This is a genomic window from Paenibacillus sp. NPDC058367, from assembly GCF_042723305.1.
Lineage (GTDB): Bacteria > Bacillota > Bacilli > Paenibacillales > Paenibacillaceae > Paenibacillus_AQ.
The window spans coordinates 229,192-254,915 of sequence record NZ_JBHXIZ010000001.1; the positions used below are offsets into that span (position 1 = coordinate 229,192).

General features: G+C 40.6%; 29 protein-coding genes. 5 read left to right on the forward strand and 24 right to left on the reverse strand.

Annotated features, from left to right (window positions below; all coding sequences use genetic code 11):
* Nucleotides 1–216: 216 nt before the first annotated feature.
* The 15 genes from ACFWMP_RS00920 to ACFWMP_RS00990 form a co-directional block, all read right to left on the reverse strand.
* Nucleotides 217–1,416, reverse strand: coding sequence for a hypothetical protein (locus tag ACFWMP_RS00920; RefSeq protein WP_379421698.1), 1,200 nt, complete (start codon nucleotides 1,414–1,416; stop codon nucleotides 217–219).
* A 23-nt stretch (nucleotides 1,417–1,439) separates the two neighbouring features.
* Nucleotides 1,440–2,285 carry a hypothetical protein gene (locus ACFWMP_RS00925; protein WP_379421699.1) on the reverse strand — a complete coding sequence of 282 codons (846 nt, stop codon included), beginning with the start codon at nucleotides 2,283–2,285 and terminating at the stop codon, nucleotides 1,440–1,442.
* Nucleotides 2,282–2,968, reverse strand: coding sequence for an ATP-binding cassette domain-containing protein (locus tag ACFWMP_RS00930; RefSeq protein WP_042187925.1), 687 nt, complete (start codon nucleotides 2,966–2,968; stop codon nucleotides 2,282–2,284). The genes ACFWMP_RS00925 and ACFWMP_RS00930 overlap by 4 nt, the downstream gene beginning before the upstream one ends.
* Nucleotides 2,965–3,375 carry a GntR family transcriptional regulator gene (locus ACFWMP_RS00935; RefSeq protein ID WP_042187923.1) on the reverse strand — a complete coding sequence of 137 codons (411 nt, stop codon included), beginning with the start codon at nucleotides 3,373–3,375 and terminating at the stop codon, nucleotides 2,965–2,967. Before ACFWMP_RS00935 ends, ACFWMP_RS00930 begins: the two co-directional genes overlap by 4 nt.
* Before the next feature lie 281 nt (nucleotides 3,376–3,656).
* On the reverse strand, nucleotides 3,657–4,208 hold the full coding sequence (gene pgsA, locus ACFWMP_RS00940; protein ID WP_379421700.1) for a CDP-diacylglycerol--glycerol-3-phosphate 3-phosphatidyltransferase: 552 nt from the start codon (nucleotides 4,206–4,208) through the stop codon (nucleotides 3,657–3,659).
* Nucleotides 4,205–4,855 (reverse strand): uridine kinase family protein, encoded by a 651-nt coding sequence (locus tag ACFWMP_RS00945; RefSeq protein ID WP_339248567.1) that lies wholly within the window; start codon nucleotides 4,853–4,855, stop codon nucleotides 4,205–4,207. The genes pgsA and ACFWMP_RS00945 overlap by 4 nt, the downstream gene beginning before the upstream one ends.
* Before the next feature lie 40 nt (nucleotides 4,856–4,895).
* On the reverse strand, nucleotides 4,896–5,132 hold the full coding sequence (locus tag ACFWMP_RS00950; protein ID WP_042187917.1) for a DUF3977 family protein: 237 nt from the start codon (nucleotides 5,130–5,132) through the stop codon (nucleotides 4,896–4,898).
* A gap of 154 nt (nucleotides 5,133–5,286) precedes the next feature.
* Nucleotides 5,287–5,943: a CatB-related O-acetyltransferase gene (locus tag ACFWMP_RS00955; protein WP_149644407.1), complete on the reverse strand. Its 657-nt coding sequence runs from the start codon at nucleotides 5,941–5,943 to the stop codon at nucleotides 5,287–5,289.
* Nucleotides 5,944–6,117: 174 nt separating this feature from the next.
* Nucleotides 6,118–6,387, reverse strand: a complete 270-nt coding sequence (locus ACFWMP_RS00960) for a DUF2691 family protein (protein WP_341125297.1) — start codon at nucleotides 6,385–6,387, stop codon at nucleotides 6,118–6,120.
* Nucleotides 6,388–6,489: 102 nt separating this feature from the next.
* A complete protein-coding gene (locus ACFWMP_RS00965; protein ID WP_379421701.1) occupies nucleotides 6,490–7,986 on the reverse strand; it encodes a malate:quinone oxidoreductase in 1,497 nt (498 codons plus the stop codon).
* A gap of 246 nt (nucleotides 7,987–8,232) precedes the next feature.
* Nucleotides 8,233–8,493, reverse strand: a complete 261-nt coding sequence (locus ACFWMP_RS00970; protein WP_341145161.1) for a hypothetical protein — start codon at nucleotides 8,491–8,493, stop codon at nucleotides 8,233–8,235.
* 207 nt (nucleotides 8,494–8,700) lie between these two features.
* Entirely contained in the window at nucleotides 8,701–9,702 is a 1,002-nt protein-coding gene (locus tag ACFWMP_RS00975) for a Gfo/Idh/MocA family protein (protein WP_379421702.1), read from the reverse strand.
* 30 nt (nucleotides 9,703–9,732) lie between these two features.
* Nucleotides 9,733–10,821: a Gfo/Idh/MocA family protein gene (locus ACFWMP_RS00980; protein WP_379421703.1), complete on the reverse strand. Its 1,089-nt coding sequence runs from the start codon at nucleotides 10,819–10,821 to the stop codon at nucleotides 9,733–9,735.
* A 30-nt stretch (nucleotides 10,822–10,851) separates the two neighbouring features.
* Complete coding sequence (locus tag ACFWMP_RS00985) at nucleotides 10,852–11,613, reverse strand: sugar phosphate isomerase/epimerase family protein (RefSeq protein WP_379421704.1); 762 nt, start codon at nucleotides 11,611–11,613, stop codon at nucleotides 10,852–10,854.
* A gap of 24 nt (nucleotides 11,614–11,637) precedes the next feature.
* Complete coding sequence (locus ACFWMP_RS00990) at nucleotides 11,638–12,801, reverse strand: Gfo/Idh/MocA family protein (protein ID WP_379421705.1); 1,164 nt, start codon at nucleotides 12,799–12,801, stop codon at nucleotides 11,638–11,640.
* Between the two features lie 155 nt (nucleotides 12,802–12,956).
* Here ACFWMP_RS00990 and ACFWMP_RS00995 point away from each other — a divergent pair, with 155 nt between their 5' ends.
* The 4 genes from ACFWMP_RS00995 (at nucleotide 12,957) to ACFWMP_RS01010 (ending at nucleotide 16,701) form a co-directional block, all read left to right on the forward strand.
* Entirely contained in the window at nucleotides 12,957–13,793 is an 837-nt protein-coding gene (locus ACFWMP_RS00995) for a helix-turn-helix domain-containing protein (protein ID WP_379421706.1), read from the forward strand.
* Nucleotides 13,794–13,868: 75 nt separating this feature from the next.
* Nucleotides 13,869–14,300 carry a GNAT family N-acetyltransferase gene (locus ACFWMP_RS01000; protein WP_379421707.1) on the forward strand — a complete coding sequence of 144 codons (432 nt, stop codon included), beginning with the start codon at nucleotides 13,869–13,871 and terminating at the stop codon, nucleotides 14,298–14,300.
* A 31-nt stretch (nucleotides 14,301–14,331) separates the two neighbouring features.
* Nucleotides 14,332–15,222: a LysR family transcriptional regulator gene (locus ACFWMP_RS01005; RefSeq protein WP_042187896.1), complete on the forward strand. Its 891-nt coding sequence runs from the start codon at nucleotides 14,332–14,334 to the stop codon at nucleotides 15,220–15,222.
* A gap of 318 nt (nucleotides 15,223–15,540) precedes the next feature.
* Nucleotides 15,541–16,701 (forward strand): asparaginase, encoded by a 1,161-nt coding sequence (locus ACFWMP_RS01010; protein WP_076286350.1) that lies wholly within the window; start codon nucleotides 15,541–15,543, stop codon nucleotides 16,699–16,701.
* Between the two features lie 65 nt (nucleotides 16,702–16,766).
* On the opposite strand, the gene ACFWMP_RS01015 is transcribed toward ACFWMP_RS01010, so the two are convergent.
* From ACFWMP_RS01015 to ACFWMP_RS01030, 4 genes are all read right to left on the reverse strand, one after another.
* A complete protein-coding gene (locus ACFWMP_RS01015) occupies nucleotides 16,767–17,459 on the reverse strand; it encodes an ABC transporter ATP-binding protein (RefSeq protein ID WP_042187892.1) in 693 nt (230 codons plus the stop codon).
* Entirely contained in the window at nucleotides 17,456–18,574 is a 1,119-nt protein-coding gene (locus ACFWMP_RS01020) for an ABC transporter permease (protein ID WP_042187890.1), read from the reverse strand. Before ACFWMP_RS01020 ends, ACFWMP_RS01015 begins: the two co-directional genes overlap by 4 nt.
* A gap of 69 nt (nucleotides 18,575–18,643) precedes the next feature.
* Entirely contained in the window at nucleotides 18,644–20,020 is a 1,377-nt protein-coding gene (locus ACFWMP_RS01025) for a sensor histidine kinase (protein ID WP_339247871.1), read from the reverse strand.
* Nucleotides 20,017–20,694 carry a response regulator transcription factor gene (locus ACFWMP_RS01030; RefSeq protein WP_042187886.1) on the reverse strand — a complete coding sequence of 226 codons (678 nt, stop codon included), beginning with the start codon at nucleotides 20,692–20,694 and terminating at the stop codon, nucleotides 20,017–20,019. The genes ACFWMP_RS01025 and ACFWMP_RS01030 overlap by 4 nt, the downstream gene beginning before the upstream one ends.
* A gap of 144 nt (nucleotides 20,695–20,838) precedes the next feature.
* Between ACFWMP_RS01030 and ACFWMP_RS01035 the strand changes: the two genes are divergently transcribed.
* Entirely contained in the window at nucleotides 20,839–21,312 is a 474-nt protein-coding gene (locus ACFWMP_RS01035) for a ferritin family protein (RefSeq protein ID WP_379421708.1), read from the forward strand.
* Nucleotides 21,313–21,334: 22 nt separating this feature from the next.
* Here the strand turns inward: ACFWMP_RS01035 and ACFWMP_RS01040 are convergent, their stop codons facing one another.
* From ACFWMP_RS01040 to ACFWMP_RS01060, 5 genes are all read right to left on the reverse strand, one after another.
* Entirely contained in the window at nucleotides 21,335–22,171 is an 837-nt protein-coding gene (locus tag ACFWMP_RS01040; protein ID WP_379421709.1) for an SDR family oxidoreductase, read from the reverse strand.
* 29 nt (nucleotides 22,172–22,200) lie between these two features.
* Nucleotides 22,201–22,647 (reverse strand): MarR family winged helix-turn-helix transcriptional regulator, encoded by a 447-nt coding sequence (locus ACFWMP_RS01045; protein ID WP_076298940.1) that lies wholly within the window; start codon nucleotides 22,645–22,647, stop codon nucleotides 22,201–22,203.
* Between the two features lie 147 nt (nucleotides 22,648–22,794).
* Nucleotides 22,795–23,988: a metallophosphoesterase gene (locus ACFWMP_RS01050; RefSeq protein ID WP_042187883.1), complete on the reverse strand. Its 1,194-nt coding sequence runs from the start codon at nucleotides 23,986–23,988 to the stop codon at nucleotides 22,795–22,797.
* Between the two features lie 187 nt (nucleotides 23,989–24,175).
* Entirely contained in the window at nucleotides 24,176–24,586 is a 411-nt protein-coding gene (locus ACFWMP_RS01055; protein ID WP_081382799.1) for a bacteriohemerythrin, read from the reverse strand.
* Nucleotides 24,587–24,728: 142 nt separating this feature from the next.
* On the reverse strand, nucleotides 24,729–25,598 hold the full coding sequence (locus ACFWMP_RS01060) for a cation diffusion facilitator family transporter (RefSeq protein WP_042187882.1): 870 nt from the start codon (nucleotides 25,596–25,598) through the stop codon (nucleotides 24,729–24,731).
* Nucleotides 25,599–25,724: the final 126 nt, after the last annotated feature.

Consider the following 25,724-nt stretch of genomic DNA (forward strand, 5'->3'; position numbering starts at 1 on the left):
CACACCTCACAAAGTTATTTTCAAAATTGAATCTAACATATAGTTTATCGTTTTACAATATATTTTAATCGAAAAATAGTGTTTAATGACTGTTTTATATTTCACGACTAAAAAGGCCGAGCTAATCGACTATTAAAAGTCATTAGCCCGGCCTTTGTCACCTTTTTATATCTCTTTATGTCTCTTTATATCTAATTTTCTATTCTAAAAATAATTCTAGAACTGACCGAGATCGATAAAATTCAAATCCATGTTAGCTTCATCTTCAGCCTGCTTGGCGGCCTCTGTTGATATTACTTTTCCTTCGTACTCAAGGTTACCGCTTGTCAAATTGAATACATATAGACGATTACCTTTGAAATTCTTATACCCCATAATATAGAGATGGTCTTGTTTAAAAGCATAGGTAATGTTTTCACTTAAATCTATATTTGTATTCTTCAGAGTAGTCTCATATTCTTTACTCACGAGATCGTAAGAAATAACAGTGAATCCTATATTTTCCTTACTCGATACAGCTTTTTGCAGGAAATAAATTTTCTGTCCATAGACATTCATAATATTATTCAATAACATTTCATGCCCTTGGAATGTGAGTGGAGAGATTTGTCCTGTCTTAACATCCACTTGATATGCCTTTCTATGATTATCTCTACTAATCCTTAAAATCCATTGCTCCGTGTGCTCCAGATTTTGATTGGCTAGCCATGCATATTGAGTATCCCCGTCTGCCGCTACAGATTTACCGCCTGGTAACGCGAGCGGCTCATTCTTAATCTCTTTTGTGGTTAGATTGACACGGAGGATCTGCGGTTCAGATACATAACCTTTGGCACTGTGATTCATAAACACCATAGCAACAAGCTGCTGATCAATAAGCTGTACATTTTGTACATACATATCTGAAATATCATGATCTACATTGATATCGGATGTGATTTCCAGCGTATTGTTCTTTTCCTTGTTAAGCACAGAAATACTGAGCTTAGCATTCTTCTTCACTGATGAATCATTTGTCCGCTTCGTATCTACTGTCGCATTAACATAAGCAAGCATTTCCTCATTCTCATAGAAACCAGATGTGTTTGTCTTACCGCGCATGAACTGACGATGCTCTTCAATCCACTGATCCAATTGCGTTTTCATTGGTCTTCGATTTAAGCTTTGGCTAATCGCAGACTTTTCATCTGGATAATCTGTACCATTTGTCGTGATATAAGCTCGTTTGATGCCAAAAGTACTATCCTTAATCATGTAGTTTCCGTATACAGCTATACCTTCAACGAGGGAAGCATCCCCTTGAACCGTCGTCAGCTTATAATTAGGTGGTGTCTCTTGTGAAGCTTGTACATAATACGTCCCGATTGTAACAACAGCGAACACTACAAGAACGGCGGTAACCATATATTTTCTCATTCCTTAACTTCCATCCCCTTCAATTATACCGATATTTTCTTACGCAATAGATACAAGCTGTACCAAAGCGAACCTCCAACAATGATCACTATTAATCCGAGACAAACGCCTATGATTTCACCTGGATAGAAGTAGCTATCGTAACTGTTATAACCCATAAGAAATGGTATTAAGGCTAGTCCAGCCAGAACCGCTAAATATAGTACGATAAAGCCAATCCCTTTCAGTCTGTAGCTCCGCTCGATTAGAATCACTGTGAACAAGACGATCAAGCCAATAATGCCCAGTCCATAGTATAGTACAAACTCAGAAAAGTAGGGCGGAACCAGAACTTTAAGCACAGTAGGATACTTCAAAAAATCAAATACCGAGATGTTCCGATATATTTCAGCAGGAAGAATCGACTGTGCTATCAAACGCTCCAGTGGAACAAGGATAATTTGCAGGGCAACAAGTCCAAATGCGAATAACAAGATCGTAACCAGCTTGGCAAAATACAAATTCGCCCGATTGGATGGCAACGTGAGCAGGCGATATACTACCGTATTTTTACCTCTCCAGTCACGGTACCAGATGAAGCAGCTATATATTAGCAACACTGTGATGCTCAAAAATATGGGTCCGAAATATAGAAGTCCATTATAGCGAGCATACATCATACTGTTTAGCTGAATATATCCAGTCACATTGTGATATTGCTCCAGGGTCCATTGATTCACTCTCATTGCCTCATTCGCAGAATCCAGCCAATGATTAGCACCGAGGGTGACTGCTACAAGTTGCAAGGCGACTGTCAGCACCAGGAGTCCAAAATATATTTTGGCAAATCGGTTCAATTCAAAATTCAATAGCTTCACAAAGGCTCTCATTTCTTGTACACCTCTCTCATTACGTCCGTAATGGACTTACCTTCCTGCTCACGTACTTCTTCACAGTAGAATTCACGTTCTACCTTCCCATGCTGTAACAAGACCGCTTTATCAATTAAATGCTCAATATCGTTAATTTCATGAGTTGTAATAATTACACCACGATCCTCGATCAATTCACTCGTGAACACATCAGTAATTTGCTCGCGGCTGAACATATCAATCCCCGAGAACGGTTCGTCCATTAGGATGTAATCACAATCCAAGGCAAGTCCGAGCAACAAATTTAACTTTGCAGCCATCCCCTTCGACAATGAAGACACGCGATCTTTAGAGCTCAACTGGAAGAACTTAAGCAATTCCTCTGCACGTTCAGCGTTCCAATTCCGATAAAAGTCAGCCATAAAGCTGAAGCAATCAGCAATTCGCATATTGGAGGGCATCGTTAACGAATCTGGAATAAAAGTCATTTTCTCATACATCGCAGGTGTTAGTGATGCATTATCGATTAAGACTTCACCTTTGTATGGTGTCAGTCCCATGATGGACTTCAGCACCGTTGACTTTCCGGCACCATTGATTCCGATCAGGCAGGTGATCTCTCCCTTGGCAGCAGTGAAGCTAACGCCATTTAGTACCTTCTTGAATCCGTAATTCTTCACCATCTGATTCACTTGGATCATCTTGTGTCACCACCCTCTGGAGATCGCTCCGATGTATATTTTGTCTTTATGATGTCTACCAGTTCTTCAACTGGAATTTGAATATTCCGAATGGAACCGATGAATATATCCACTGCACTTTCGATTAATTCAGCACGAATCGAGCTTAGTATTTGCTGATCCTGTGTAATTCGACTTGGGGAATTTCCTTCTGTTACGATCAAACCCTGTTCCTCCATTTCCTTATATGCCTTCTGTGCCGTGTTCGCATTAATCTTCATTACTGATGCCAGCTCACGCCGTGAAGGAATCTTGTCTCCTGCTCCGATTTGCCCTGTAGCAATCTGTTCTTTAAAGTAACGGACAACTTGAATATATACCGGTTCTCGAATATTAAAGCTGACACCTGATTTTTGTTCTTCTGTCATACAACCAACTCCATATACTAAGTGTGTGTACTAAGTGGTTCATACATCTTATTTATGTACTATACGTGTAATACACTTTTGTGTCAATAGTTCGGATTTGAGCTTAGACTTGGCATACACATACAAGGGTTATGGGTTTATTTGCAGTAAATCTCATAAATATATTGACGTTATTAAGTAAAAAGCACGAGGATATACATAAAATAAAGGCGAATTCTTACTCGAAATGGAGTGAGAATTCGCCTTTATCTAATTGTTATTCAGCAACCTTTTTATCGAGCTCATGCTTCTAATTTTAAAAAACGATAGTTATTTCTTATGTAGTTAAATCCTGAATAGATAGTTATGACTAGTGAAATATAGATTAGGATTTGATCGATAGGTATATTCGTAAAAAGGGTGAATGGATGGTTTGTAAACATAACTGCAGTAATAGCTACAACTTGCGATACCATTTTAATTTTTCCGTATCGATCAGCTTGCAACACTATTTTTTGAGTGACAGCAACAAGTCTAATCCTTGTAATGATCACTTCCCTCGCTACAATAACTAAAGCAACCCATGCGTATAACATCTGCTGACTTACCAGTAGAATCAACGCAGCAGAAATGAGCAACTTATCCGCTAATGGATCAAGTAACTTTCCAAGGTTCGTAACCTGATTATACTTCCTAGCAATATAACCATCTAGTTTGTCAGTGGCTGAAGCGAGTAAAAAAACAATAGCTGCATAATAAATCCCCTCTGGCCAATCAGGATATTTTGAGAAAAGTACTATAAAGATGGGGATTAATAATATTCTGGCGATTGTTACTTTATTTGCAAGATTCATAATTTCCTCCTGAATTCATTTTCAAGAATATAACCTTCATTGGAATTTTTTATAATAATATCAAAGTTTCGATGAAAAGGATGCATAAATAACTCATATTGAATTCTACGGTCTTCATGAGATTTCCTTAAATATTTGATGTCCGTTCCTCTTTCAGAGACATCACGTATACTCCTTCTCATCAATTCAGTGTCTCCATCCGTATATAAGTACACCTTCAGATCAAACAAATTCGGGTCTGCAAAAGCAACGCTCATGCCCTCTACAATATTCACTCTGTTTTGTGAAGCTATCAATGTACTCTTTAAATAATTGGTGTCTATTGTATAAAATTCTAAACCATCTCGCATCATTCGGATGTCTCTCTCTAGAGCAGATATATTATGAGCAGAAGGATGACAAGCTGTCATTTTATTACGATGACGTTCATTGTTATAATCATAATCGATTACAGTGTACTTTCTAAGATGAGAGCCGATAATATAGGGATCAGTATTCATATAATTCACTTTCTCATGACCCAGAAGCTTTAAAAGATTATGGGCAAATGTTGTCTTTCCAGATGCACCATGACCCGAAATCCCAATAGTAACTCTTTTTTCCTTACTGCTTATCAAATTGGCTATTTCATTTAATATTTTATCCATAGTTTCGTCCATCTTGTCGTTATATGTATGCCCCTCCATTCTAGAGACTTGTTATACCAAAAATAATCTTAAACGCGTTATAACTTTTCTTACTTTTTTTAAAACCTTGCTTTAAGTCTAGGATTACTACAGTTTTACTAATCCAAATCCTGATATATAGAGAATGGAACCTTACCGGTTTCACAATTCCTTTTTCTTCAAATTCACTTCCATCCTCTAACTCCGTTTCGGTTCTAATAAACCATGTATTGCCTAGACCAAATTCAATATATTTCATATATCTAGCACACTTTCCTCCCAAGAGATTAGATAAGCCCATTCATATTATCATACTAATTAGGATTAATCTGGTAAACAACAAATATGTTAAACTACCTTAACTGATAAAAGAACAGGCTACCGAATATTTGCGGCAGCCTGTTGTGATTATGTTATGATTTTATTTCCCTTAGATAAAACTCATATAATTGATCAATCGATGAACTTGAAAAGATAGGCGTAGCTTGTTCAATTTTCTCACGTTTCCAATCAAACCAACGCATTTCCTTTAACTTTTCGATTTCACGATCTGTAAATCGTTTTCTAATCTCTTTAGCAGGATTGCCACCTACTATTGTATATGGTGGAACGTCTTTTACAACAACCGAGCCTGCCGCAACAATAGCACCTTCACCTATTTTCACACCTGGCATAATCATTGCATTCATCCCAATCCAAGCATCACTTTCTATGATCGTATCACCTTTAGGTTCGTAAGAGGTTTCAATCTGGTCCACAAAAGGATACACGGTAATCCATTCAGGATGATGATTGTGATTTCCACCCATTAAAATAATTACACCACTTGCAATACAAACATAATTTCCTATAATCAATTTATCTAAATGCCACCCAAAATCTTCGATCGGGTTAAATAACTTTCTTGACGGTTCGTCTCCCCAAAGATATCTGACGCACCCGTCTTCAAAATGATGACTATCGTAATAACCAGAGTAGTACGAGTAATCCCCTACCTCAATCATTGGGTTGGTGACAATATCCTTTAAATACTTCGTTTCTGACCAGTGGTTAAACAACTGTTGTTTCATTCTTTTCCCTCGCTTCTAAGTAATTTATAGCATTTATACTTAGAAGCTTGATACAGTAGCGACATTCTTAAACCGTTTCAAACGACGAACCATCGTCCTCATCCTTTTCCTAATTGATGGGGTCATTGTAACAAATGAATGATTTGTTCGTCAAATCAACCTTACGGTTTCCTTCTACCATACTGATAATCTTGTTCTGAAGTCATTCTCATTCGTAATGTACTGAACATCATCATATCCATTTGAAATTGCGTTATGACACAGTGCTTCAAGCATCCCCTGGTCTTTACAATAAACCGTAGCATATTCACAATCGACGACTAAAAGTACAAGCTGGCAATCACTATTTAAGAACTCCTCATAGGTCTGAACATCTATTACGTCCTTCTCTTGTGGAAAAGCCTTGAAGTTCGCAAAGATGATATAGTATTCGTTATTCTCCAACAGTTCTTTCAGGACTCAACAAAAAACCTATGAATGAAATCCATAGGCTTTCTTGAAGAAAATCTCTGTCAATTATCATACTTTCGAGCGATTGATCATTGCTTAACTATGCACTCGCTCTTTTCCACCTAGACCCAATGTAGTTGCCGTTAATGTGTGCACTTCATGCAAAAGCTCTGGATTTTCCAGTAGTGACAGGCCATAAGAAGGAATCATTTCTTTAATTTTCGGTTCCCACTCTTTTATATGCTGAGGGAAACATTTATTAAGTACTTCAAGCATCACGTGAACAGCTGTAGAAGCACCTGGGGAAGCCCCAAGCAATGCTGCAATCGAACCATCTGCGGCGCTAATTACCTCTGTACCGAATTGAAGGATACCTTTGCCATCCTCTGTATCTTTGATTACCTGTACGCGTTGGCCTGCTACAACTAGATCCCAATCCTCTATTTTGGCATTCGGGATAAACTCTCGTAATTCCTCCATGCGTTTTTCTTTCGATAACAACACTTGCTCGATCAGGTATTTGGTCAAAGACATGTTCTTTGCACCTGCCGACAGCATCGTTAGGAGATTATCCGGTTTTACGGAAGTGATCAAATCAAACATTGATCCAGTTTTTAAAAATTTTGGTGAGAAGCCAGCAAACGGTCCAAATAACAACGATTTTTTGTTGTCAATAAATCTAGTATCCAGATGCGGAACAGACATTGGAGGCGCTCCAACCTTAGCTTTACCGTATACTTTTGCATGATGCTGGGCTATAACTTCTGGTTTATTACACACCATAAATATTCCACTTACCGGGAATCCGCCAATATGTTTCCCTTCAGGAATACCGGATTTTTGCAGGATATGCAAGCTTCCTCCCCCGCCACCAACAAAGACAAATTTTGCAGTATGGTGTTCAATAATACCGCTGTCGTTCTTCACTCTCAAGTCCCACGACCCATCGCTAGTACGTTTGATTCCATCTACACTATGTTTATAATGGAGATCTACATTCTTACTCTTTAAGTGATCAAATAACATACGCGTTAAAGCGCCAAAGTTAACATCTGTGCCTGAATCGATTTTTGTTGCTGCTATAGGTTCATTCGATGGACGATTTTGTATAATAAGCGGTATCCATTCCATTAATTTGCTAGAGTCATCGGAAAATTCCATTCCTCGGAACAAAGGATTTTTTGACAGCGCTTCAAATCTTCTCTTCAAAAAAGCTACATTCTTCTCCCCTAGTACCAAACTCATATGGGGCAAGGGCATGATAAAATCCTGAGGATTATGTATCAACTTACGATTTACCAAATAAGACCAAAATTGCATTGAAAGTTGAAACTGTTCATTAATTTGGATGGCTTTACTTATATCTACAGTTCCGTCGGATTTTTCGACAGTGTAGTTAAGCTCACAGAGCGCCGCATGTCCAGTTCCTGCATTATTCCATTCATTAGAGCTTTCCTCACCTGCATTTTCGAGCTTTTCAAACACTTTAATCTTCCAATCCGGCACTAATTCTTTTAAAAGTGTTCCTAAAGTCGCACTCATGATTCCAGCACCAATTAAAATGACGTCTGTTTCAGTTGCACTTTTGCCCATTATTACCATCCTTATCCCCTGAATTTTGCAGAAAGGATGTGGGCGCTCCTTCTTAGGCGTCACACCTTTTCTGTCTCAATTATACCCTTATCCGAGTGTATTACAATTATTTATAAATTTAATATCTACTATTATATGAAAAAAATAAATTATTTAAAAGCTTGCAAAAAAGAGAGAAATAAGTCCTCCAGGTTAAGGAACTTATGCTACAGCCATAAACCCGCTTCTTGCAAGGATTAATAACAGTTAAGCATTATAAATAAAATAAATGAACATACTGCCCGCAGCAGCAAGATCAACAATTGCCCATAAGAAGCTTTTTCGAATTAGCATGAGTAAAGCAGCAATTACACTAACAAAACAAGCAATGAGCATAATAAAAAAGGTGGTGAATAATCCACCAGAAAGAAACATCAGTACGTATAATATGACAAAGATAAAAACAATGGTCTGCACAATGGAAATTAGCTTGGTGTTCGTTCTAATGTTCAGTAGTATTTTCTCCATATTGTATGCACCCTCCAGATATCTTGCTGTTAATAACCTATACTTACTTTAGATTATTCCACTAAGGAGAATTAATCAAATCCATCTTCCTCTGCAAGTCGTAGTCTTCTTAGTGTTTAACCAAATGCGGGAAGTCCCTAAACACGAAAAAGCTGCCTCATTCGTAGATAAATCTACATATGGAACAGCCTTCGCTATATTTATGACTTATTTGTTCCTCTGCGATGAGCTATAAATACGCTTCACCAGTTCCAGCGCCTTTATCCCCTCAGGACCATCCAGCCAAAACTTTGATCCACTGAAAATATGGTCATAGAAGTCCTCAATTAGTCTCTTATGCCCAGTCCCCCAATACGATTTGCCTTCCGCAGGACTGAAAATAGGCTCACAAACTAAGGTTTCCTTCCCATCTTTCCAAAGATATAAGTGCTCTCGACGGAGGTTAAGCGTCCCCTCTTCAAAAACTAGCTCCAACTCCACCGGAGAGTTCTCAAGATAGGTATTCGTGCCATAAAACAGCCCGCGAACATTATTGGCAAAGTCGATACAAGCATGGGCAGTATCTTCTACTTCAATGACGCCATCAAGCACATCCGTGGTAATACTGCCTTTCACGGATTTAATCTCACCCCCATACCACTGTAGTAAATCCAAGGTATGAATGGTCTGATTAATTAGAACACCTCCGCCTTCCGTGGACCACCTTCCTCTCCAATTGCTATCTTTGTAGTAACTTTCGTTTCGATGCCAGGTTACGACACCTTTCATACAAAGCAGTTTCCCTAAATCACCAGAATCTATAGTCTTCTTAATATAAACGGAAGCATCATTATAACGATTCTGGAACACCACACCAAGCTGGCCGGAGCTCTCTTGCGCTGCTTCCAGCATGCGCATGGCTGAAGGAAGGTCAACGGCGATTGGCTTTTCAGTTAACACATGCTTCCCCGCACGTAATAGCTCTTCAGCCATTTCTGCATGAAGATGATGAGGTGTACAGAGATGAACAACATCAATACGATTATCATTTAATATTTCTCTATAATCATCAGTGGCATCGCAGGCATATTCTATTCCCTCTCGTGTAGCTTTATCAGCATCAATATCTGCAACTAGAAGTAGATTCACATCTTTTATTGCTGATATTGCTTTAGCATGGAGAGGAAATATCGCCCCGCAGCCAATAATCGCTACTCCAAGTTTGTTCATCTTTACCACCTCCATTCATTATTCCATTCGCTATTTTAGTTGATTAGGAGTTAGATTCATCGCTTGGGCTTGAGCCTTCAAACATAGTTCAGCAGCTTTGAAGACATGTGCTTGAGTCATGGACAGCTCCGTCCGGTTCAGACAATCGAGGATAAGTTCACCAAAGAACGGAAATCCAACCTTTCCAGCTACATGTTCGTAATGCTCCCCTTCCCCGTTCACCCAGTACACATGATCCGGTGTATTTGAACGCCCGATATCGCTGTATTTGCGCAGTTCAATGTACCCTTCAGTTCCCATGATCATTGTACGTCCATCTCCCCAGGTTCCGAGTCCGTCTGGCGTAAACCAATCTACACGAAAGTATTGGGTTGCCCCATTGTCCCCAACAAGCGTCGCATCACCGAAGTCCTCTAATTCAGGGTAAGACGAATGATTATAATTAGCTACCTTACTGTGAACAACTGAAGCATCCTGACAATCTGTATAATACAAAAATTGTTCAATTTGGTGGCTGCCAATATCGCATAGAATTCCGCCATATTTCTCCCGCTCAAAAAACCATTCTGGACGGCTAGATGCATTTAAACGATGCGGCCCTAATCCAATGACTTGAAGAACACGACCAATAGCCCCCTGACGGATCAACTGTCCCGCATAGATTGCGCTTTCAACATGAAGACGCTCACTATAGTAAACCATATACTTCTGATTGGTTGCTGCGACCATAGCTCTAGCATCATCCAGTTGTTCAAGTGTTGTAAAAGGGGTTTTATCTGTAAAATAATCCTTCCCGTGAGCCATAACCTTATTTCCTAAGGGGCCTCGTTCTGAAGGAATAGCTGCCGCTGCAACTAAGCGAACTTCTGGATCTTCCAATATTTCATCCATAGACTCAGCAGCCCTAACTCCAGGATATTTGGCTATGAATGCTCTAACTTTCTCTTCATCCGGATCATATACCCATTTCAGTTCTGCACCAGCCTCAACCAGCCCATTACACATCCCGTAAATATGACCGTGATCGAGTGCAATAGCTGCGATGATGAATTCACCTGGCTTCACTACAGGTTTAGCTTCATATGTGGGTGCATAGGTCATCCCATCTATTCTATTCATCAGAATCCTCCTAATGGTTTCTTATCGATTCTATAATAAGCTAATGAGATAGCGCAGGCTCATCTCTAAGCTCTCAAAAGGATCACGTCTACAAACATCCTGCTCCACTACGTACCATTCAACACCCGTCTCACGACAAGTAGCAATGATCTCCGCATAGTTCATGTTTCCTTCGCCTATTTCAGCAAAAACCTGTTTTCTATCAACTATCGCCATATCCTTTAAATGCACAACCTGCATTCTGCCTTCAACTTTACATATCCATTCTTCCGGACTCGCGCCACCTGCCTGCACCCAATATAAATCAAGTATGAAACCAACTGATGGATCAGTCTCATTGAGCAGTACTTCCATTCCAGTAGTACCTTCAAAGCGTTCAAATTCAAAATCATGATTATGATAAACAAATTGCAGACCGTGTTGTTCTTTTAATATTATTGCAATTTCAGATATCAATTTCGCAAAGTTCCGGTAGCTTTCAAGTCCCGTACGAAATTCTTCTGGTAAACTTCCAAGTCCAATATATTTGCAATTCCACAGCTTATGCTCTGCGGCAAGCGCATCCAGATCATTCACTAACCGATCCCAGGACACATGGGTCGCACATATAGCCAGCCCCGCTTCATCCGCATATTCTTTAACGAGAATCGGATTAATCGGTCCAATGGATGAAATCTGAATGCTCTCATAACCCATTGCCGATACCTTTTGAAAAGTTGATCTTAAATCCTCCGCAGTTTGAGTATAATCACGTAACGTGTACATTTGAGCCGCAATCATCGAACATTTCATAGGATTCAACCTCTCTCTTTCGATTTAATGAGTTCCTTTAACATTCAATGTTTTAGATTCTGAGGTTTCCTTTTGGAAAGTCGAGTTTTTTACTTTTTCCATCAGCTTATCGTAGAATAAATCCGAATCTATCGGAAGCTCCACCCAATTGTCCGTCCAAGCCGATAAATACATGGCATTTGAAAGGGTTAGCCCCTTAATCCCTTCCTCCCCGGGAGCAAGTAATGCCTCATCATGCAAAATGGCATTCGTAAAGTTCCGTAGAATTCCTTTATGCTGCTCCCCTCCGCCATCTTGTACAGGTATCTCACATTTCCAACATTCCGGACTACCGAAACCTCCCGTAAACTCTGCGTTGAACTGCGGCTCTGGTGTACGTAAACGCCAAAAGGTTAGCTTCCCGTCTTCCACTACGATTTTTCCATTATCGCCATTGATTTCAAAACGATTAGTTCCCGGTGCCTCTCCAGTTGTAGTAATAAACAGACCTGTAGCGCCATTCTCGTATTCCACATAAGCGGTTACATCATCTTCAACCTCAATGTTACGATATTTTCCAAAGTGGCAAAATGCTCTTATCCGCTTCGGCATCATGCCTGTCGTCCATTGCCATAAATCTAGCTGATGAGGATCTTGATTAAGCAATACCCCGCCACCTTCACCCGCCCATGTCGCCCGCCAGCCACCAGAATTATAGTAGTTCTGCGATCTATACCAGTCGGTAATAATCCAATTCGTCCGGCGGATCTCACCTAACTCACCAGACTGAATAAGATCTCTCAGCTTCTGATACAAAGGATTTGTACGCTGATTGTACATGATTCCAAATTTGCGGTCAGACTGTGCTGCAGCATCGTTCATCTGTTGAACAGCTTTCGTATAAACACCTGCCGGCTTCTCCACTAGTACATGATAACCATGCTGAAAAGCTTCGATTGCAAGTGTAGGGTGATCATAATGCGGAGTACAGATTAATACCGCATCCATGATACGTGACTCGAATAATTCCTTCGGCGTAGAATATTTCCTAACATTCTCAGGTAACTGCTCTTCAGCCCATTTCAAACGCTCTTCTCTTATATCACATACGGCTGTAAGCTCAGCCCCCTTAATCTCACTCAGCAGACTTTGCGCATGTGCGGTTCCCATATTTCCAATACCAATAATCCCATAACGAACTGTACCCATCTCTGATCACTTCCTTATTAATGGTTATGGTTAGAGGATATACTTTATTTAAGGACATGAACATGATCGAAATTAAGAACTATTTGTATTTGAGTAAGATGTTTTAGTTAAATGAAACCGTTATAATGAGGATACAAAAGCTTTAAAGGAGTTAAATGATGAACAATTCAGGGAACTTATCAGGACGTCTCCTGCAGAATCTCAAGGTTACTGTGACCCATGCCCAACTTAGTAATAGATATCCCGGATGGAACCGCACGCTGGAAACCCCCGCTTTTAATCGGCTTTATTTTATTGATGGGGGTGAGGGGAAAGTAATTATAAACGGGATTACCTACTACCCGAAGCCAGGTCAGCTAATGATCATGCCTGCGGGGAGCACACAAACTACCGTAACTTCTATCGATGATCCCTATATCCGTTATTACTGCCACTTTGATGCTGACATTGGAGAATGGCCCTTATTCCATGCGGAGAAAAAATTATACATCTGTGATTCGCCTAATCCAGATTCAATAAGGGCAATTTTCGTGGAGATGATCGAACAATTTCAAAAAGACGATGTCTTATCTATCCTTCGCACACAGGCTTGTTTGCTTAATCTCATTGCCACTTGTCTTGAATCGAGCGACAGTAGTCATACAGATTTTATGACGCAATTCATACACACCGGAGACCATGGTAAGCTGGCTCATGTGCTCCATTACATCGATAATTGTCTAAATAAGCCCATAGAGATTGATGAACTAGCAGAGCTTGTCCACCTGCACCCGAACTATTTTATACCTTATTTCAAAAGATTCATGGGGGTGACTCCAATGGCCTATGTTCAATTGAAACGTATGGAGCACGCTAAAAGACAGCTTTCTTACACAGATTACAGCATTTCAGATATTGCGGAACAAGTCGGCATGGAATTGGCTCATTTCTCTAAATATTTCAAAAAGACGATGGGTCTATCCCCATCCACTTATCGAAATAGTACGAAGTAATTCACATAGAGATGTTCCTCTGAATGAAATGAAATATAAAAAACAGCATGAAACAACATTTTTTTAAGGTGGCGGATGATCATACATATTAGGATAGCTACATTTAGCGACACACAAGATATTGCAAAACTATCCAGTGAGCTCGGATATCCTTTAAATATCGAACAGCTAGCAGATAGACTTCAAGATATCAGAAATCGTAAAGATCATGCTATTTATGTAGCAGAGTCGGATAGCCAATTCATCGGATGGATTCACGCCAATGTGCGAATGTTAATTGAATCTCCGCCCTTTGTTGAAATTTGTGGTCTGGTGGTCGATGGGCAGTATCGCGGAGAAGGGATCGGCAGACAACTTGTTGAAACCTGTGAACGCTGGGCAGCACAAATTGGAGTGAACAAATTAAGAGTGCGCACCAACCAAACTAGAGAAGATGCGGTACGTTTCTATACACGTATTGGATTTTCGCAGAAGAAAGCTCAGTTCGTGCTTGATAAGGAACTTTAAATACATTCGAGACTTTTAGTGAGGGAATTCTATGATTGTGGATACATTACGGGTTTTCGTTACAGTTGCTGAGCAAAGTCATTTCTCTAAAGCAGGAGAATTACTGAATCTATCTCAACCCGGTGTCAGTCTACATATCCGGAATCTTGAGAATGAACTAGGCGCAAAGCTTCTACACCGATCTCCGAAACAAGTAAAATTAACCGAAGCAGGTACAATACTTTATAATCACGCCAAACAAATATTGGCCCACTTCGAAGAAGCTCATCAGGAAATACAAATGCTACAGGATGAGGTTACTGGCAGTATACATATTGGTGCGAGCTTTACGATTGGAGAGTATATATTACCTTCAAGACTTGCGGAATTTGCAAATCAATACCCACAAGTCAAGCTTCAGGTGACGATCGGTAATACTGAAGAAATTATTGCTGGGGTAAGAGCCAATGAAATGGATATTGGGTTTATCGAAGGAGAAGCCCATGAGAATGATCTGATCGTTACACCTTACATGAAGGACGAGATGATTATGGTCTCCCCGGCCAACCACCCTTTGTCAACAATAGTCTCTGTGGAGCAAGGGATGCTACAAAATCAGGTTTGGGTTCTGCGAGAGCTTGGCTCTGGAACGCGTGCTTTCAGTGATCATTTCATTCAAGAAGAAGAGATTTCTGTCAAAAGATCCTATGTCTTCAACAGTAGTCAAGGAGTTAAGGAAGCCGTTGCCTCCGGTTTGGGAATCGCGATGCTCTCCAGATGGATTGTGCGCAAAGAATTAGCAAGTGGTGAAATCTGTGAGCTTCCCATCCGACATCATCATCTTGAAAGACAATTCTCCATCATTCGCCATAAAGAAAGCTCCTCCTCCATGGCTACCCATGTCTTTATTCAAAAACTACTTGTCTCTAGAAAAGATAAGTAGTCAGGTAAATCCAATAACTATGCCGGTCAATCTCCTAAAGATTGTCCGGCATTTTGTTATTTATTCATCTCTATTATCATGTAATAAAATATAACATTAATATTATATTTCACTTTAATAATAATATAATAAAATTCATAGTATACACTAGAAATCAATAGATATCCTTTATTAATAGTGTATTTAAGCGTTTTATTAATATGTTAGCAAACTTGTCATTATAATATATTCATAGATATAATCCAATCACGAATCACGTTTATGTAACATAAAATAACATAAACGTGAGAATACATAATCAAATGGGAGGTTACATCTATGAATGGATTACAATCAATGCTCGCCAAAACTACTGTTGCCGCAGGACTCTCTTTCACTCTACTCTTCTCTGCTACAACAATGCTTCCCGTTTCTACCACTTACGCCGCTGAGGTTACCCAAACGATTGAAGGAACGGTTAAGCTTCCAAAGGTCCAAGTCATAGCAACCGGTGGTACTATTGCCGGTAAATCTGTGGATGAGACCAGCTTCCAGAACTATAAAGCCGGGACTTTGTTAATGGAAGATATGGTTAAAGCACTGCCTAACCTTAAAAAGTTCGCCGATGTAACTAGCTATCAATTTGGGAATGCAGGCTCTGGCTCGTACACCATGCAACAACTATATGATCTCTCCTTAAAAGTAGATAAAGCACTAGAAACCCAAGATGGCATCGTTGTTACTACAGGTACCGATACGATGGAGGAAATTGCATATTTCCTTGATCTTACAGTGCGTAGCTCCAAACCTGTCGTAGTAACTGGCTCTATGCGTCCATGGACAGTTATCGGAAGTGACGCTCAGGCCAATCTATTTAACGCTATTAAACTAGCAGCTAGCGGAAAGACGAAGTATTACGGTACTGTGCTCATGCTAAATGACGAGATTCATACGGCTAGAGAGGTTACCAAGACGAATGCCTATCGTACAGACACTTTTGAATCTCCACAACTAGGAATCCTCGGATATATCGATGAGAATAATATCAGAATTTATCGGGCGAATTCCAGAGCACTATTGACCGCTGACAAATGGGCAACTCCGTTCGACCTAACGAAGATTAAGAGCAGTGATATGCCTAAGGTAGAAATTGCTTATGCTTATCAAGATGCCGGTTCTGGGGCAATTACAGGTTTTGTTCAAGATGGAGCAAAAGGTATTGTAACTTCAGGAACAGGGGCTGGCGGCGTATCTAAAGCTATGGGAGAAGCCCGTACGAAAGCTATTAAGGAAAACGGAGTTATCTTCGTGTCTACCACGCGTACGGGTTCCGGTTCCAACTATGCTTCAAGTGACGGCATAATTGCCGGAGATAATCTGAACGCAGCCCATGCCCGAATTCTATTAGAGCTGGCACTGTCATTCAGCAGTGATTTCAACACGATTAAAGGCTGGTTTGACACATATGGCTCAGGCCAAGTCACCATAGCTGACAAATAAGAACAAACTATTGTTCACACACAAAAAAACGATTCATGCCATAAATAGCATGAATCGTTTTTTTACTAAATTTTGCTTAACTCATGTTCAACCAAATGACCATCTTCCAGATGCAGCACTCGATCACACCATTCGAGCATCCGTTCATCATGAGTGACCATTACGGCAGCTTTACCCTCATTCTTTACTTCGTCAGCAATCATTTGCACAACTTCTCTACCTCGTTTGAAATCTAAGCTTGCTGTTGGTTCATCTGCAAACAAGATTGCAGGTTTATTCATCCAAGCTCTTGCGATAGCTACACGTTGCTTCTCCCCACCTGATAGTTGCTCAGGGTAATGGTTTCGACGTTTCCAGATATCCAGACGCTTCATCAAATCAGCTGCCCGTTCCTTAGCTTCTTTAGAACTCATCTTCCCCTGTTTAGCTACAAAGAGAAGCTGCTCTTCTACCTTCAAGTAGGGCAATAGCTGTGCGCTTTGGAACATAAAGCCTATCTTCTCTAATCGTAGCTCAGTCAGCTCACTTTTACTTTTATCTGTAAGAGATTCTCCGTCTATAAAAATTTCACCACTGGTTGGCGTAAGAAGCGCCCCCGCTGCTGATAGGAATGTACTCTTCCCTGTTCCAGATGGTCCAAGGACAGCAACGAATTCCCCTTCATTGACTATAAGATTCAAATTGTTCAGAACAGATACCGTTGTATCGCCGTCTCCGTAAGTCTTGGTTACTTGCTTCATCAATAATTTAGCACTCATGCTCCAGCCCTCCCAATTGCTTCTAATGCATCTACTTTTGCCACTTTAGCGACAGAAATAAGTGATCCTAAAAGAGACATCCCCACGAACAAGCCGCTGGTTAATAGAATCGTAGAAGGTTCCAGTTGGAACGGCATAGTGTCTGGTAGTACCTGATTCATTCCAAAGGTTAGCAGCAAGCTAATGCTTAGACTTGCAATAGCCAATATCATGACCTGCCCTACAACGCTCCAAGCCAAGTAAGACATTTTTGTACCCATGGCTTTCAGAATGCCAAACTGGCTTGTTTTCTGAATTGTAATGACATAGAAGAATACAGCCAGAACAAAACCAGCGATTACGAACAGGAAGGCAATCATCATAAGCAGTGAACCTTGTTCTGATGAATAACCCGGAATATTAGAGATCGCTTCTTTTTGCGTAATAACTTCCACATTTTTCGTACTAGCAGAGATCTTATCCACTTGCCCTGCGTTTGCATTAAGCGCAATTACATTAAAAGGCGCTCCAGATGTAGCCTCACTACCTTGATTAACACCTTGTCTCATTTCCTGCCAATCTTTATTGTTAATATAGACTACTGGGGTATGGCTGTATGAGCTATTCTCAACATATCCTGTAACTTTAAATTCCTTTCCAGTTGCCTGATCTTGGATCGTGCTACCAATCTTAATGCCCGACTGTTCCAAGTCACGATCAACGATGACACTTCCCTGCGTATCATTCGTAATCTTATCACCTTCAATCACTTTTGGAGCCAGTAAACCGTTCATATCCACTGCGAAAAAAGTTACGTCTGCTTTAGTATCCGTATCGTTCGTAGTCACTGTACTCATCTGTAGAGCGAGTGAAGAGGCATTATTATCTCCTACTACTGCTCGAACACTATTAAGCTCCGTATCCGTTAACTGAGAACGTCTAAACGTCTGATCCGCATCCTTCTGCACCACGTAATAGTTTGCCGGCATATTCTCTATTGCTGAGATATTAGCATACGCTAATCCTCTGGCCAGCCCCGTTACGAAAAGTACAAGAAAGGAAACCAATAACATGATTACCATTATTAACAGGTATCTGGCTTTAGAATGTCGCATTTCTCTTAAGGCTAGAAACATATTACCACTCCTTCTAATCTGTATAGTCACAGTTTAGAAGATGAAAATGAACGGAGTATGAATAACGAGTTACAAAAGCGGAAGAGTTACAGTAAAGGTCGTGCCTTTGCCAACTGTACTGGATACTTCTATGGTTCCGTTATGTGTCTCTACAATTTTTTGCGTAATCGCCAGCCCAAGACCGCTACTATGCGTTTCTCGTGTACGTGCCCGGTCGACTTTATAAAAACGGTCAAAGATGAGTGGTAATTCCTCAGCAGGAATACCATCCCCAGTATCCGAAAAGGTTACTACACAGTTCCCTTCGTCAAGCTTTGCGGAAATCATAATAGATCCCTCAGCGGGTGTATATTTGATAGCATTAGTAATGAGGTTCATCCACACCTGATACAATAGATTGGAATCGCCATGTACGCTAATGTCCGCAAGACTTAAACGAACCGCTAATTGCTTCTCTGTTAATCTCCACTCCATGATTTGTACAACCTGCCGAAGCTGTGCACGCAAATCTATAGGTTTCTTCTGCAAGGAATTCGGATCATAATCGAGGGAAGATAACGTTAGCAGCTGTTTACTAAGCATCGATAGACGATGGCTTTCTTGATCAATAATATTGAGGTACTCTATACGTTCATCCTCTGGTAATGTAGGATCTTTAAGGGTTTGGGCAAATCCTTGAATAGAAGTTAATGGCGATTCGATTTCATGAGACACATTCGCAACAAACTCTTGACGCGCACGATTGGTCCGTTCCAGCTCACGACTCATAATCATAAAGTGTGAGGCTAACTGGCCAATCTCATCCCGGCGCCAAGTATTTAATTTAATATCATATCTACCTTTTGAAATCCGTTTAGTTGCCGTTGTCAAACGTGTAATGGGTCTGACCACATGCAGTACGCTGATCATGACGAATCCTAGACTGAATAACACGGTAAAACCGATGATGACAGCAAAAAACACGCGCAGTTCACCGAACTGAACCTCTGCATCCGGCCGCATGAATAACGCAAAAGTCTCATTATTGACTTCAATAGGTACGCCTATCGTATTGCGTAATTGATTGTCAAAAAAACCTGTAATAAATGCGCTGTCAGGAAACTCAGCAACACCGTGATACACTTGTCCATTCAGGACCTTCTCTAATTGTTGCGGATCTAAGTCCTCTTTCCGAAATGGCTTGCCGTAAAATCGGGATTGACCCTCTACATTGGTTAAATAGATCTTATATCCCAGTACAGCTACACTTCGCAGGTAATCCTCCATAGATTCCGGGTGAGATTCTGCAAACTGCTGGATATCAATGGCCATCCCCGTAAGCTTCGCATCGTTCTGCGATTTAATCTGAGCTTGATAATAAATATTAGATACCAAGAAGCCGAGAAGGCTGCTCACCACAATGGCCGAGCAAAAGAGAATGCACATTCTCACATACAAAGACTTCACGAGCTCACCATCTCCAATTTATATCCAATTCCCCGTACCGTCCGAATCACAAAGTCATTCTGATAATCCAAAAATCGTTGACGCAATCGCTTGATATGTACATCCACCGTACGTTCATCACCTTCATAATCCATTCCCCATACTAGTTCAATCAGCTCACTGCGTGAATACAGTCTTCCTGGATATTGTGCCAGTTGCGCGAGCAGTTCAAATTCCTTTACCGGTAACAGTAGTACTTCATCACCATCAGTGATCTCATAATTTTTACGATCAATAACTAGTGAATTTAAACGAATCCGATCATCCGAAGCGATGGAATAACGCCGAAATAAAGCTTTGATCCGAAACAACAATTCTTCCGGCTCAAAAGGTTTCGTTACATAATCATCTGTCCCCCGCAGATAGCCTTGTTCTTTATCACTTAGCTGTTGCCGGGCTGTTAACAAAATGATCGGTATATCATACGTTTCTCTTATATGCTGGCATAGCTCCAACCCATCCACATGCGGCATCATCACATCCACAACGGCTAAGTCCGCAATGCTTTCTTTCAGTTTATGTATCGCGTCCCGGCCATCGCTTGCCTCCATTACTTGGTAACCTTCTCTGGTCAATACATGCTTTAATAATGTACGAATATTACTATCGTCATCTGCTACTAAAATCTTTTTCATCGTTTACACTCCCTGAATAACGGATGAACCCATAGTATCAACTTTAAAGGGTTAGAACAACTAAAGAACCGAAAGAGACCATTTTGGGCATTCGTACATATACTACTCTAATAATAACGAACGAATCAGGAGGTAATAAGAACTATGAATTGGACTCCTTTATCTCAGAATAGATCTGATTTCAAACCTATCTGGGCAACCTCTCTTCCTCAAGCATTAAATTTAATCAAAGAAGCTGTGCAAGGTGAACGAAATGATGAGCTTTTCTATGATGAACTTATCAAACTGGCCCCAAATTCCGAGCAAGCCTCCATCATCACCTCAATACGAGATGACGAACGGGGTCACAACTCCATGTTCCGCGGGATGTTCAAAGAAATTACGGGTCAAGATATCACTGGAAGTAGTAGTGAACAATATCAACGGATCAGTTCCTATGAAGAAGGTTTAGAAAAAGCACTCCAAGGTGAACTGGCTGCAGTCGAAAAGTATCGCAAAATATGGTTTGGTCTGCCTGTTGGAGTATACCGCGATACTGTTTATGGGATTATATTAGATGAATTAAAACATGCCAGTAAATATAATTATTTACTTACTTTAGATCGAACCACTATATAGTTGAATTAGTCAGAGTCATTATTTAAACCTGAAGGAAAGTGATTATACTTTCCTTCAAAGAGGTAACAGGCCGTCCCATTAGTCTCTCCATATCTTTTGAAGTAGAAGCTGTATCTATCTTCCCGAGGAATGAATAAATCCAGTGCTGAATGCTTGAATCCTGCCGATGAACGATTCTTTTTCCTGTCAGCTCGGATAATACCTCCGTTAGTTCGCTGAAGTCCCAAGAGCGCGGTGCGGTTAATTCATAAATCTGATTAATATGACCAGTAGTTGTAAGCACGACCGCCGTAGCTAAAGCGAGATCCTTTCGTGTCACCGAATTAAATAGCCAGTTCCCAGGATAGGTGATTAACTCACCGCTTTGGATCGCCTCTTTCAGCCCTAGTACATCTACAAAATCCATATACAAAGCGTTGCGTAGAAATGTATAGTCAATACCTGATTTAAGAATCATCTGCTCTGTAAGTAAGTGAACATGATTAGCTGGAATTTGTCCTTTAGGTGGAAATGCGAAGCTTGTATACAGCAAATGCTTCACCCCTGCCTTTGATGCTGCATGAATAACCTCAGAATGTTGAGTTAATCTGACGGTATCATCGGGATGTGAACTAGAGATGAATAATAGCTCTGCTACACCTGTAAAAGCTTGAATTAGAGTATCAGGCTGATCATAATCGCCACAGCGAATCTCAACCCCTTTTTCCAAAAGATCATTTGCTTTCTCCGGATCACGAACACATGTGATAATCTCACCTGCCGGCACAAACTGAAGAAGATTGTCTATAATTAAACTTCCTAATTGACCAGTAGCCCCAGTAACCATAATTGACATAACACCCCAGCCTTTCTGTTCCATGTTTTCAAGACCACAACATTATTTTATATTTAGCCATAGCTAAGCTTTTCTAATAAAACGATGAGTTGCCGAAGCTCTTGTTCATCCAGACCCTGCATACGTTCAGCGACCGCTTGACGATTTCCGGGAAGATGCTCCAAAAGTAATCGTTGTCCTTCACCCGTAATTGTAATAACGCTTTTTCTACCATCCTGAGTATGGTTCGAGCGGGTAATCCAACCATCTTTCTCTAGGGGTATCAGCAACAGACTAATATTAGCTTTGGTAACCCCAATATTGTGAGCCAATGTAGAAGGTAAAATCGTTCCGCCCTGTTTAGATATTTCTACTAGGATACGAATTCTTGCGCCATTTAATCCTTTCGACTGCCAATATTTATCAGAGACAGAAACTAAGCTTGCAGTAGTATCAACTAAAGTGAAAAATGCCTGAGTATGTAGCGGCTGATTCAATACCAACGGTTGTAAATGATCCATCTTAGATTTTTCAACTCCAATTTAGTTAAGTGCTTAACTATTTTAAACCATACTACAAGCTCTACTAATTGTCAAAAAAAAGAAGCTGCCTCAGCTCGCAGAAAAATTCTACGGATTCGGGCAGCCTCATATCATTAAAGATTTCTTTTAGATTAACACCGTCTTTGTAGACACGGCTTCTTCACTGTATTGTTTAGTCCCTTCTAACACCACTTCAAGCTTAATGATCTCCGAACGGCTGGCTAAACGGATTGGAGGTCCCCAGGTCCCATATCCAGAGGAAACAACGACATGCAATTTATCCTTGCGGAGGTAGCCCCAGTCTAGTTCGAACAACCGCTTGGTGATCCAGTGATTAGGAGCAATCTGTCCACGGTGCGTATGACCTGAGAGTAGAATATCTACGCCTTCTTGGGCAGCGACATCAAATCCGGTAGGCTGATGATCCATCATGATCACAGGACGCGTCAGATCGAGGCCATTCAATAAGGAGTTTACGCTTAATCTACCTCCGGCTTCCATCGTCTCGGCAGTCTTATCTTTTCGACCTACAATATAAGTTCCCGCCACTTCTTCAACCTCATCCTGTAGGACTTTAATGCCTATGCTACTCATTAAATCGGTATATTCCTTAATCGAACCACCGTAATATTCGTGATTGCCCAGTACCGCGTAGACCCCATGGCGTGCTTTTAGCTGCTTTAGCTGTTCACTCATACTATTGCGAATAAAAGGCTCAATACTATCGTCAAGTACATCCCCAGCCAGCAAAATCACATCAGGCTTCATAGCATTCATTTGAGCAACCATTTTTTTGAGATGCCGATTGCCGACGATATTTCCTAAATGCAGATCGGATGCAACCGCGATGGTAAGTGGCGTACTAGTTCCGATAGATTTATCAATGGGAATAGGATGGGTACGAACTACTGTACTCCAAGCGTTGATCGAACCCCAGACTAGAAAAACAACCAGTAATATTAGCAATGTACCACCCGCTTCTGAGACGTAGTGCGTTCGATCGACACCCATCCAGCCCAGTAGCACATATAACAGATCAGCTAATGGCAACATGATAATAGCGAATTCCATGCAAGCTAGATAATACGACCCAATCACCTTAAAGAATCTGGCTAACGGCTTCACTATTGTAGGCCACGGTATCATTCCAACGACATACGCAAAGGCAACAAGCAGGAATAATGTCCAGAACAGAACAGAGGAAGCACCTGAGAACCATTCATGGACAAGCAGCCAACCGTGATACCCAATGTAAAAATTAACAAGGCCCAGAATAAGCAGCATTGCAAACCCTGAAGCTAACATTCGTAATGTTTTCATCGTTCCACTCCCCTTTACCATACTAACTCTATACGTCTTATCTCAAATCATAACACAAACCGTTAACCCAGTATAAATTACGATGCTGTCTTCGGAAAATGGATCAAATAACGTACTATAATTCTTTATCACATTCCCCGTCAAAAAAAAGAAAATGCCCGTCGGCATCTTCGTTGGAGGTCTTCAATTATACTGCTCTATCCCGCGTGGCCATACATTCGCCAATTAGCTTATCGCATTTATTAATGTGATTCAGAAGCCAATCGGTTAACGTACGGTTAAGCTTAATCGTCGAGAGAACGGAGACTCCCTTGGTTTTAATCGTTTCTTCTAATTCAAGAACGGCTTTCACAAAATTAGCGTGCGTCTTGCGATGTTCCGCCAATTCAGGAAAATCGATCTCTTCCATCAATTGCTCTTCATTGCTAAAATGCTCGATGGTATATTCCTTCAAGAATTTGAGCGTTTCTTCGATCTTCTCTTTCCCCTGCTGCTTACTGCAAGCATCAAAAAATTCATTCAATTTCGCCAGCAACTGTCTGTGCTGACAGTCTATTTTCTCAACACCGATATCATAAGAATCCTTCCATTCAATCACGAAATCACCATTCCATTTCCTGAAATTAACATATCGATAAATACAACTAATTCTCCACCTTTCCGCACAAAAGATCTATTAACAACATCACAGGAAAAATCCCATATCCATCCAAGGGAAAGTCACAATTCATTGTCCGTTTCTACTTCATTACAGGTTCTATGTGGACAAGCACATTTGAAACTTGGTGCCGATCTTTCAATTGTTCTTCGATTTCTTCCGTAATATCATGGCTCTGCACCACACTAAGCTCGGAATCTACTAATACAGTTGTATCTACTAGTACGTTATTTCCGTGGATGCGAGCTTTAATATCTTTAATGGATTGCACACCGTCAATTTCAGCAACGGTTTCTTTCATGAGTTCAAGCTCTTCCGCATCAAAACCATCCGTTAAATCATGTGTAGCTTTACTAAAGATATCCCATGCCGTCTTGCAGATAATCAGGCCGACAATAATCGCTGTAAGCGGATCAAGCCATGGAATTCCAAATCCAGAAGCCACAATTCCGACAAAAGCACCTATGCTAACTAAAGCATCTGATCGATTATCTAGTGCTACTGCTCGCATAGCGTTACTATTAATAGAGCGGGCCAGTCTAATGTTATACATATATACGCCCATCATTATCACAGCACAAAAAACTGCCGTCCAGGCTGCTATAAGATCTGGACTTTCCAGTTCGGGTTGAATAAATTTGTTCACGCCCTGGTACAGCACTTGAAGCCCTACAACGATCATAATAAATGAAGCAATTAAGGATGCCACGGTCTCTGCTCTGAAATGCCCGTAGCTATGATTGGAATCCGGCGGTCTCCTGGAGATCTTAAGACCGATTAGTATGGCGATAGAAGCGATAATATCAGTACTGTTGTTCAGGCCATCTGCAAGCAGCGCTTGAGATCCCGCGACCGTACCAATAAACAGTTTGATGGCGGACAGGAATATGTAGGCAACTATGCTTAGCCATGCTCCTTTTTCACCTTGTTTGATGTCGTTGTAATTTTCCAAAAAAAAGAACCCCCAAAGAATAGTATTGTTCTATACTACACTCCGAGATTCGGGTGGGTCTAGAGAAACAGTGTTGCTAAGAGGCGTAATAGTTCCCTCCGTCAAATAGAGTTGCTAGGTCATAAC

Coding starts and splice junctions, on each gene's coding strand:
- ACFWMP_RS00950 (WP_042187917.1), bottom strand. CDS start 5,132: ATGAAATATATTGAATTTGGTCTAGGCAATACATGGTTTATTAGAACC.
- ACFWMP_RS01050 (WP_042187883.1), bottom strand. CDS start 23,988: ATGAAAACATTACGAATGTTAGCTTCAGGGTTTGCAATGCTGCTTATT.
- ACFWMP_RS01035 (WP_379421708.1), top strand. CDS start 20,839: ATGAATTGGACTCCTTTATCTCAGAATAGATCTGATTTCAAACCTATC.
- ACFWMP_RS00980 (WP_379421703.1), bottom strand. CDS start 10,821: ATGAATAGAATAGATGGGATGACCTATGCACCCACATATGAAGCTAAA.
- ACFWMP_RS00995 (WP_379421706.1), top strand. CDS start 12,957: ATGATGAACAATTCAGGGAACTTATCAGGACGTCTCCTGCAGAATCTC.
- ACFWMP_RS00945 (WP_339248567.1), bottom strand. CDS start 4,855: ATGGATAAAATATTAAATGAAATAGCCAATTTGATAAGCAGTAAGGAA.
- ACFWMP_RS01020 (WP_042187890.1), bottom strand. CDS start 18,574: ATGTTTCTAGCCTTAAGAGAAATGCGACATTCTAAAGCCAGATACCTG.
- ACFWMP_RS00990 (WP_379421705.1), bottom strand. CDS start 12,801: ATGGGTACAGTTCGTTATGGGATTATTGGTATTGGAAATATGGGAACC.
- pgsA (WP_379421700.1), bottom strand. CDS start 4,208: ATGAATCTTGCAAATAAAGTAACAATCGCCAGAATATTATTAATCCCC.
- ACFWMP_RS00925 (WP_379421699.1), bottom strand. CDS start 2,285: ATGAGAGCCTTTGTGAAGCTATTGAATTTTGAATTGAACCGATTTGCC.
- ACFWMP_RS01015 (WP_042187892.1), bottom strand. CDS start 17,459: ATGAGTGCTAAATTATTGATGAAGCAAGTAACCAAGACTTACGGAGAC.
- ACFWMP_RS00930 (WP_042187925.1), bottom strand. CDS start 2,968: ATGATCCAAGTGAATCAGATGGTGAAGAATTACGGATTCAAGAAGGTA.
- ACFWMP_RS00965 (WP_379421701.1), bottom strand. CDS start 7,986: ATGGGCAAAAGTGCAACTGAAACAGACGTCATTTTAATTGGTGCTGGA.
- ACFWMP_RS00955 (WP_149644407.1), bottom strand. CDS start 5,943: ATGAAACAACAGTTGTTTAACCACTGGTCAGAAACGAAGTATTTAAAG.
- ACFWMP_RS01010 (WP_076286350.1), top strand. CDS start 15,541: ATGAATGGATTACAATCAATGCTCGCCAAAACTACTGTTGCCGCAGGA.
- ACFWMP_RS00970 (WP_341145161.1), bottom strand. CDS start 8,493: ATGGAGAAAATACTACTGAACATTAGAACGAACACCAAGCTAATTTCC.
- ACFWMP_RS01005 (WP_042187896.1), top strand. CDS start 14,332: ATGATTGTGGATACATTACGGGTTTTCGTTACAGTTGCTGAGCAAAGT.
- ACFWMP_RS01045 (WP_076298940.1), bottom strand. CDS start 22,647: ATGGATCATTTACAACCGTTGGTATTGAATCAGCCGCTACATACTCAG.
- ACFWMP_RS00935 (WP_042187923.1), bottom strand. CDS start 3,375: ATGACAGAAGAACAAAAATCAGGTGTCAGCTTTAATATTCGAGAACCG.
- ACFWMP_RS00985 (WP_379421704.1), bottom strand. CDS start 11,613: ATGAAATGTTCGATGATTGCGGCTCAAATGTACACGTTACGTGATTAT.
- ACFWMP_RS00975 (WP_379421702.1), bottom strand. CDS start 9,702: ATGAACAAACTTGGAGTAGCGATTATTGGCTGCGGGGCGATATTTCCT.
- ACFWMP_RS00920 (WP_379421698.1), bottom strand. CDS start 1,416: ATGAGAAAATATATGGTTACCGCCGTTCTTGTAGTGTTCGCTGTTGTT.
- ACFWMP_RS01000 (WP_379421707.1), top strand. CDS start 13,869: ATGATCATACATATTAGGATAGCTACATTTAGCGACACACAAGATATT.
- ACFWMP_RS01040 (WP_379421709.1), bottom strand. CDS start 22,171: ATGGAACAGAAAGGCTGGGGTGTTATGTCAATTATGGTTACTGGGGCT.
- ACFWMP_RS01030 (WP_042187886.1), bottom strand. CDS start 20,694: ATGAAAAAGATTTTAGTAGCAGATGACGATAGTAATATTCGTACATTA.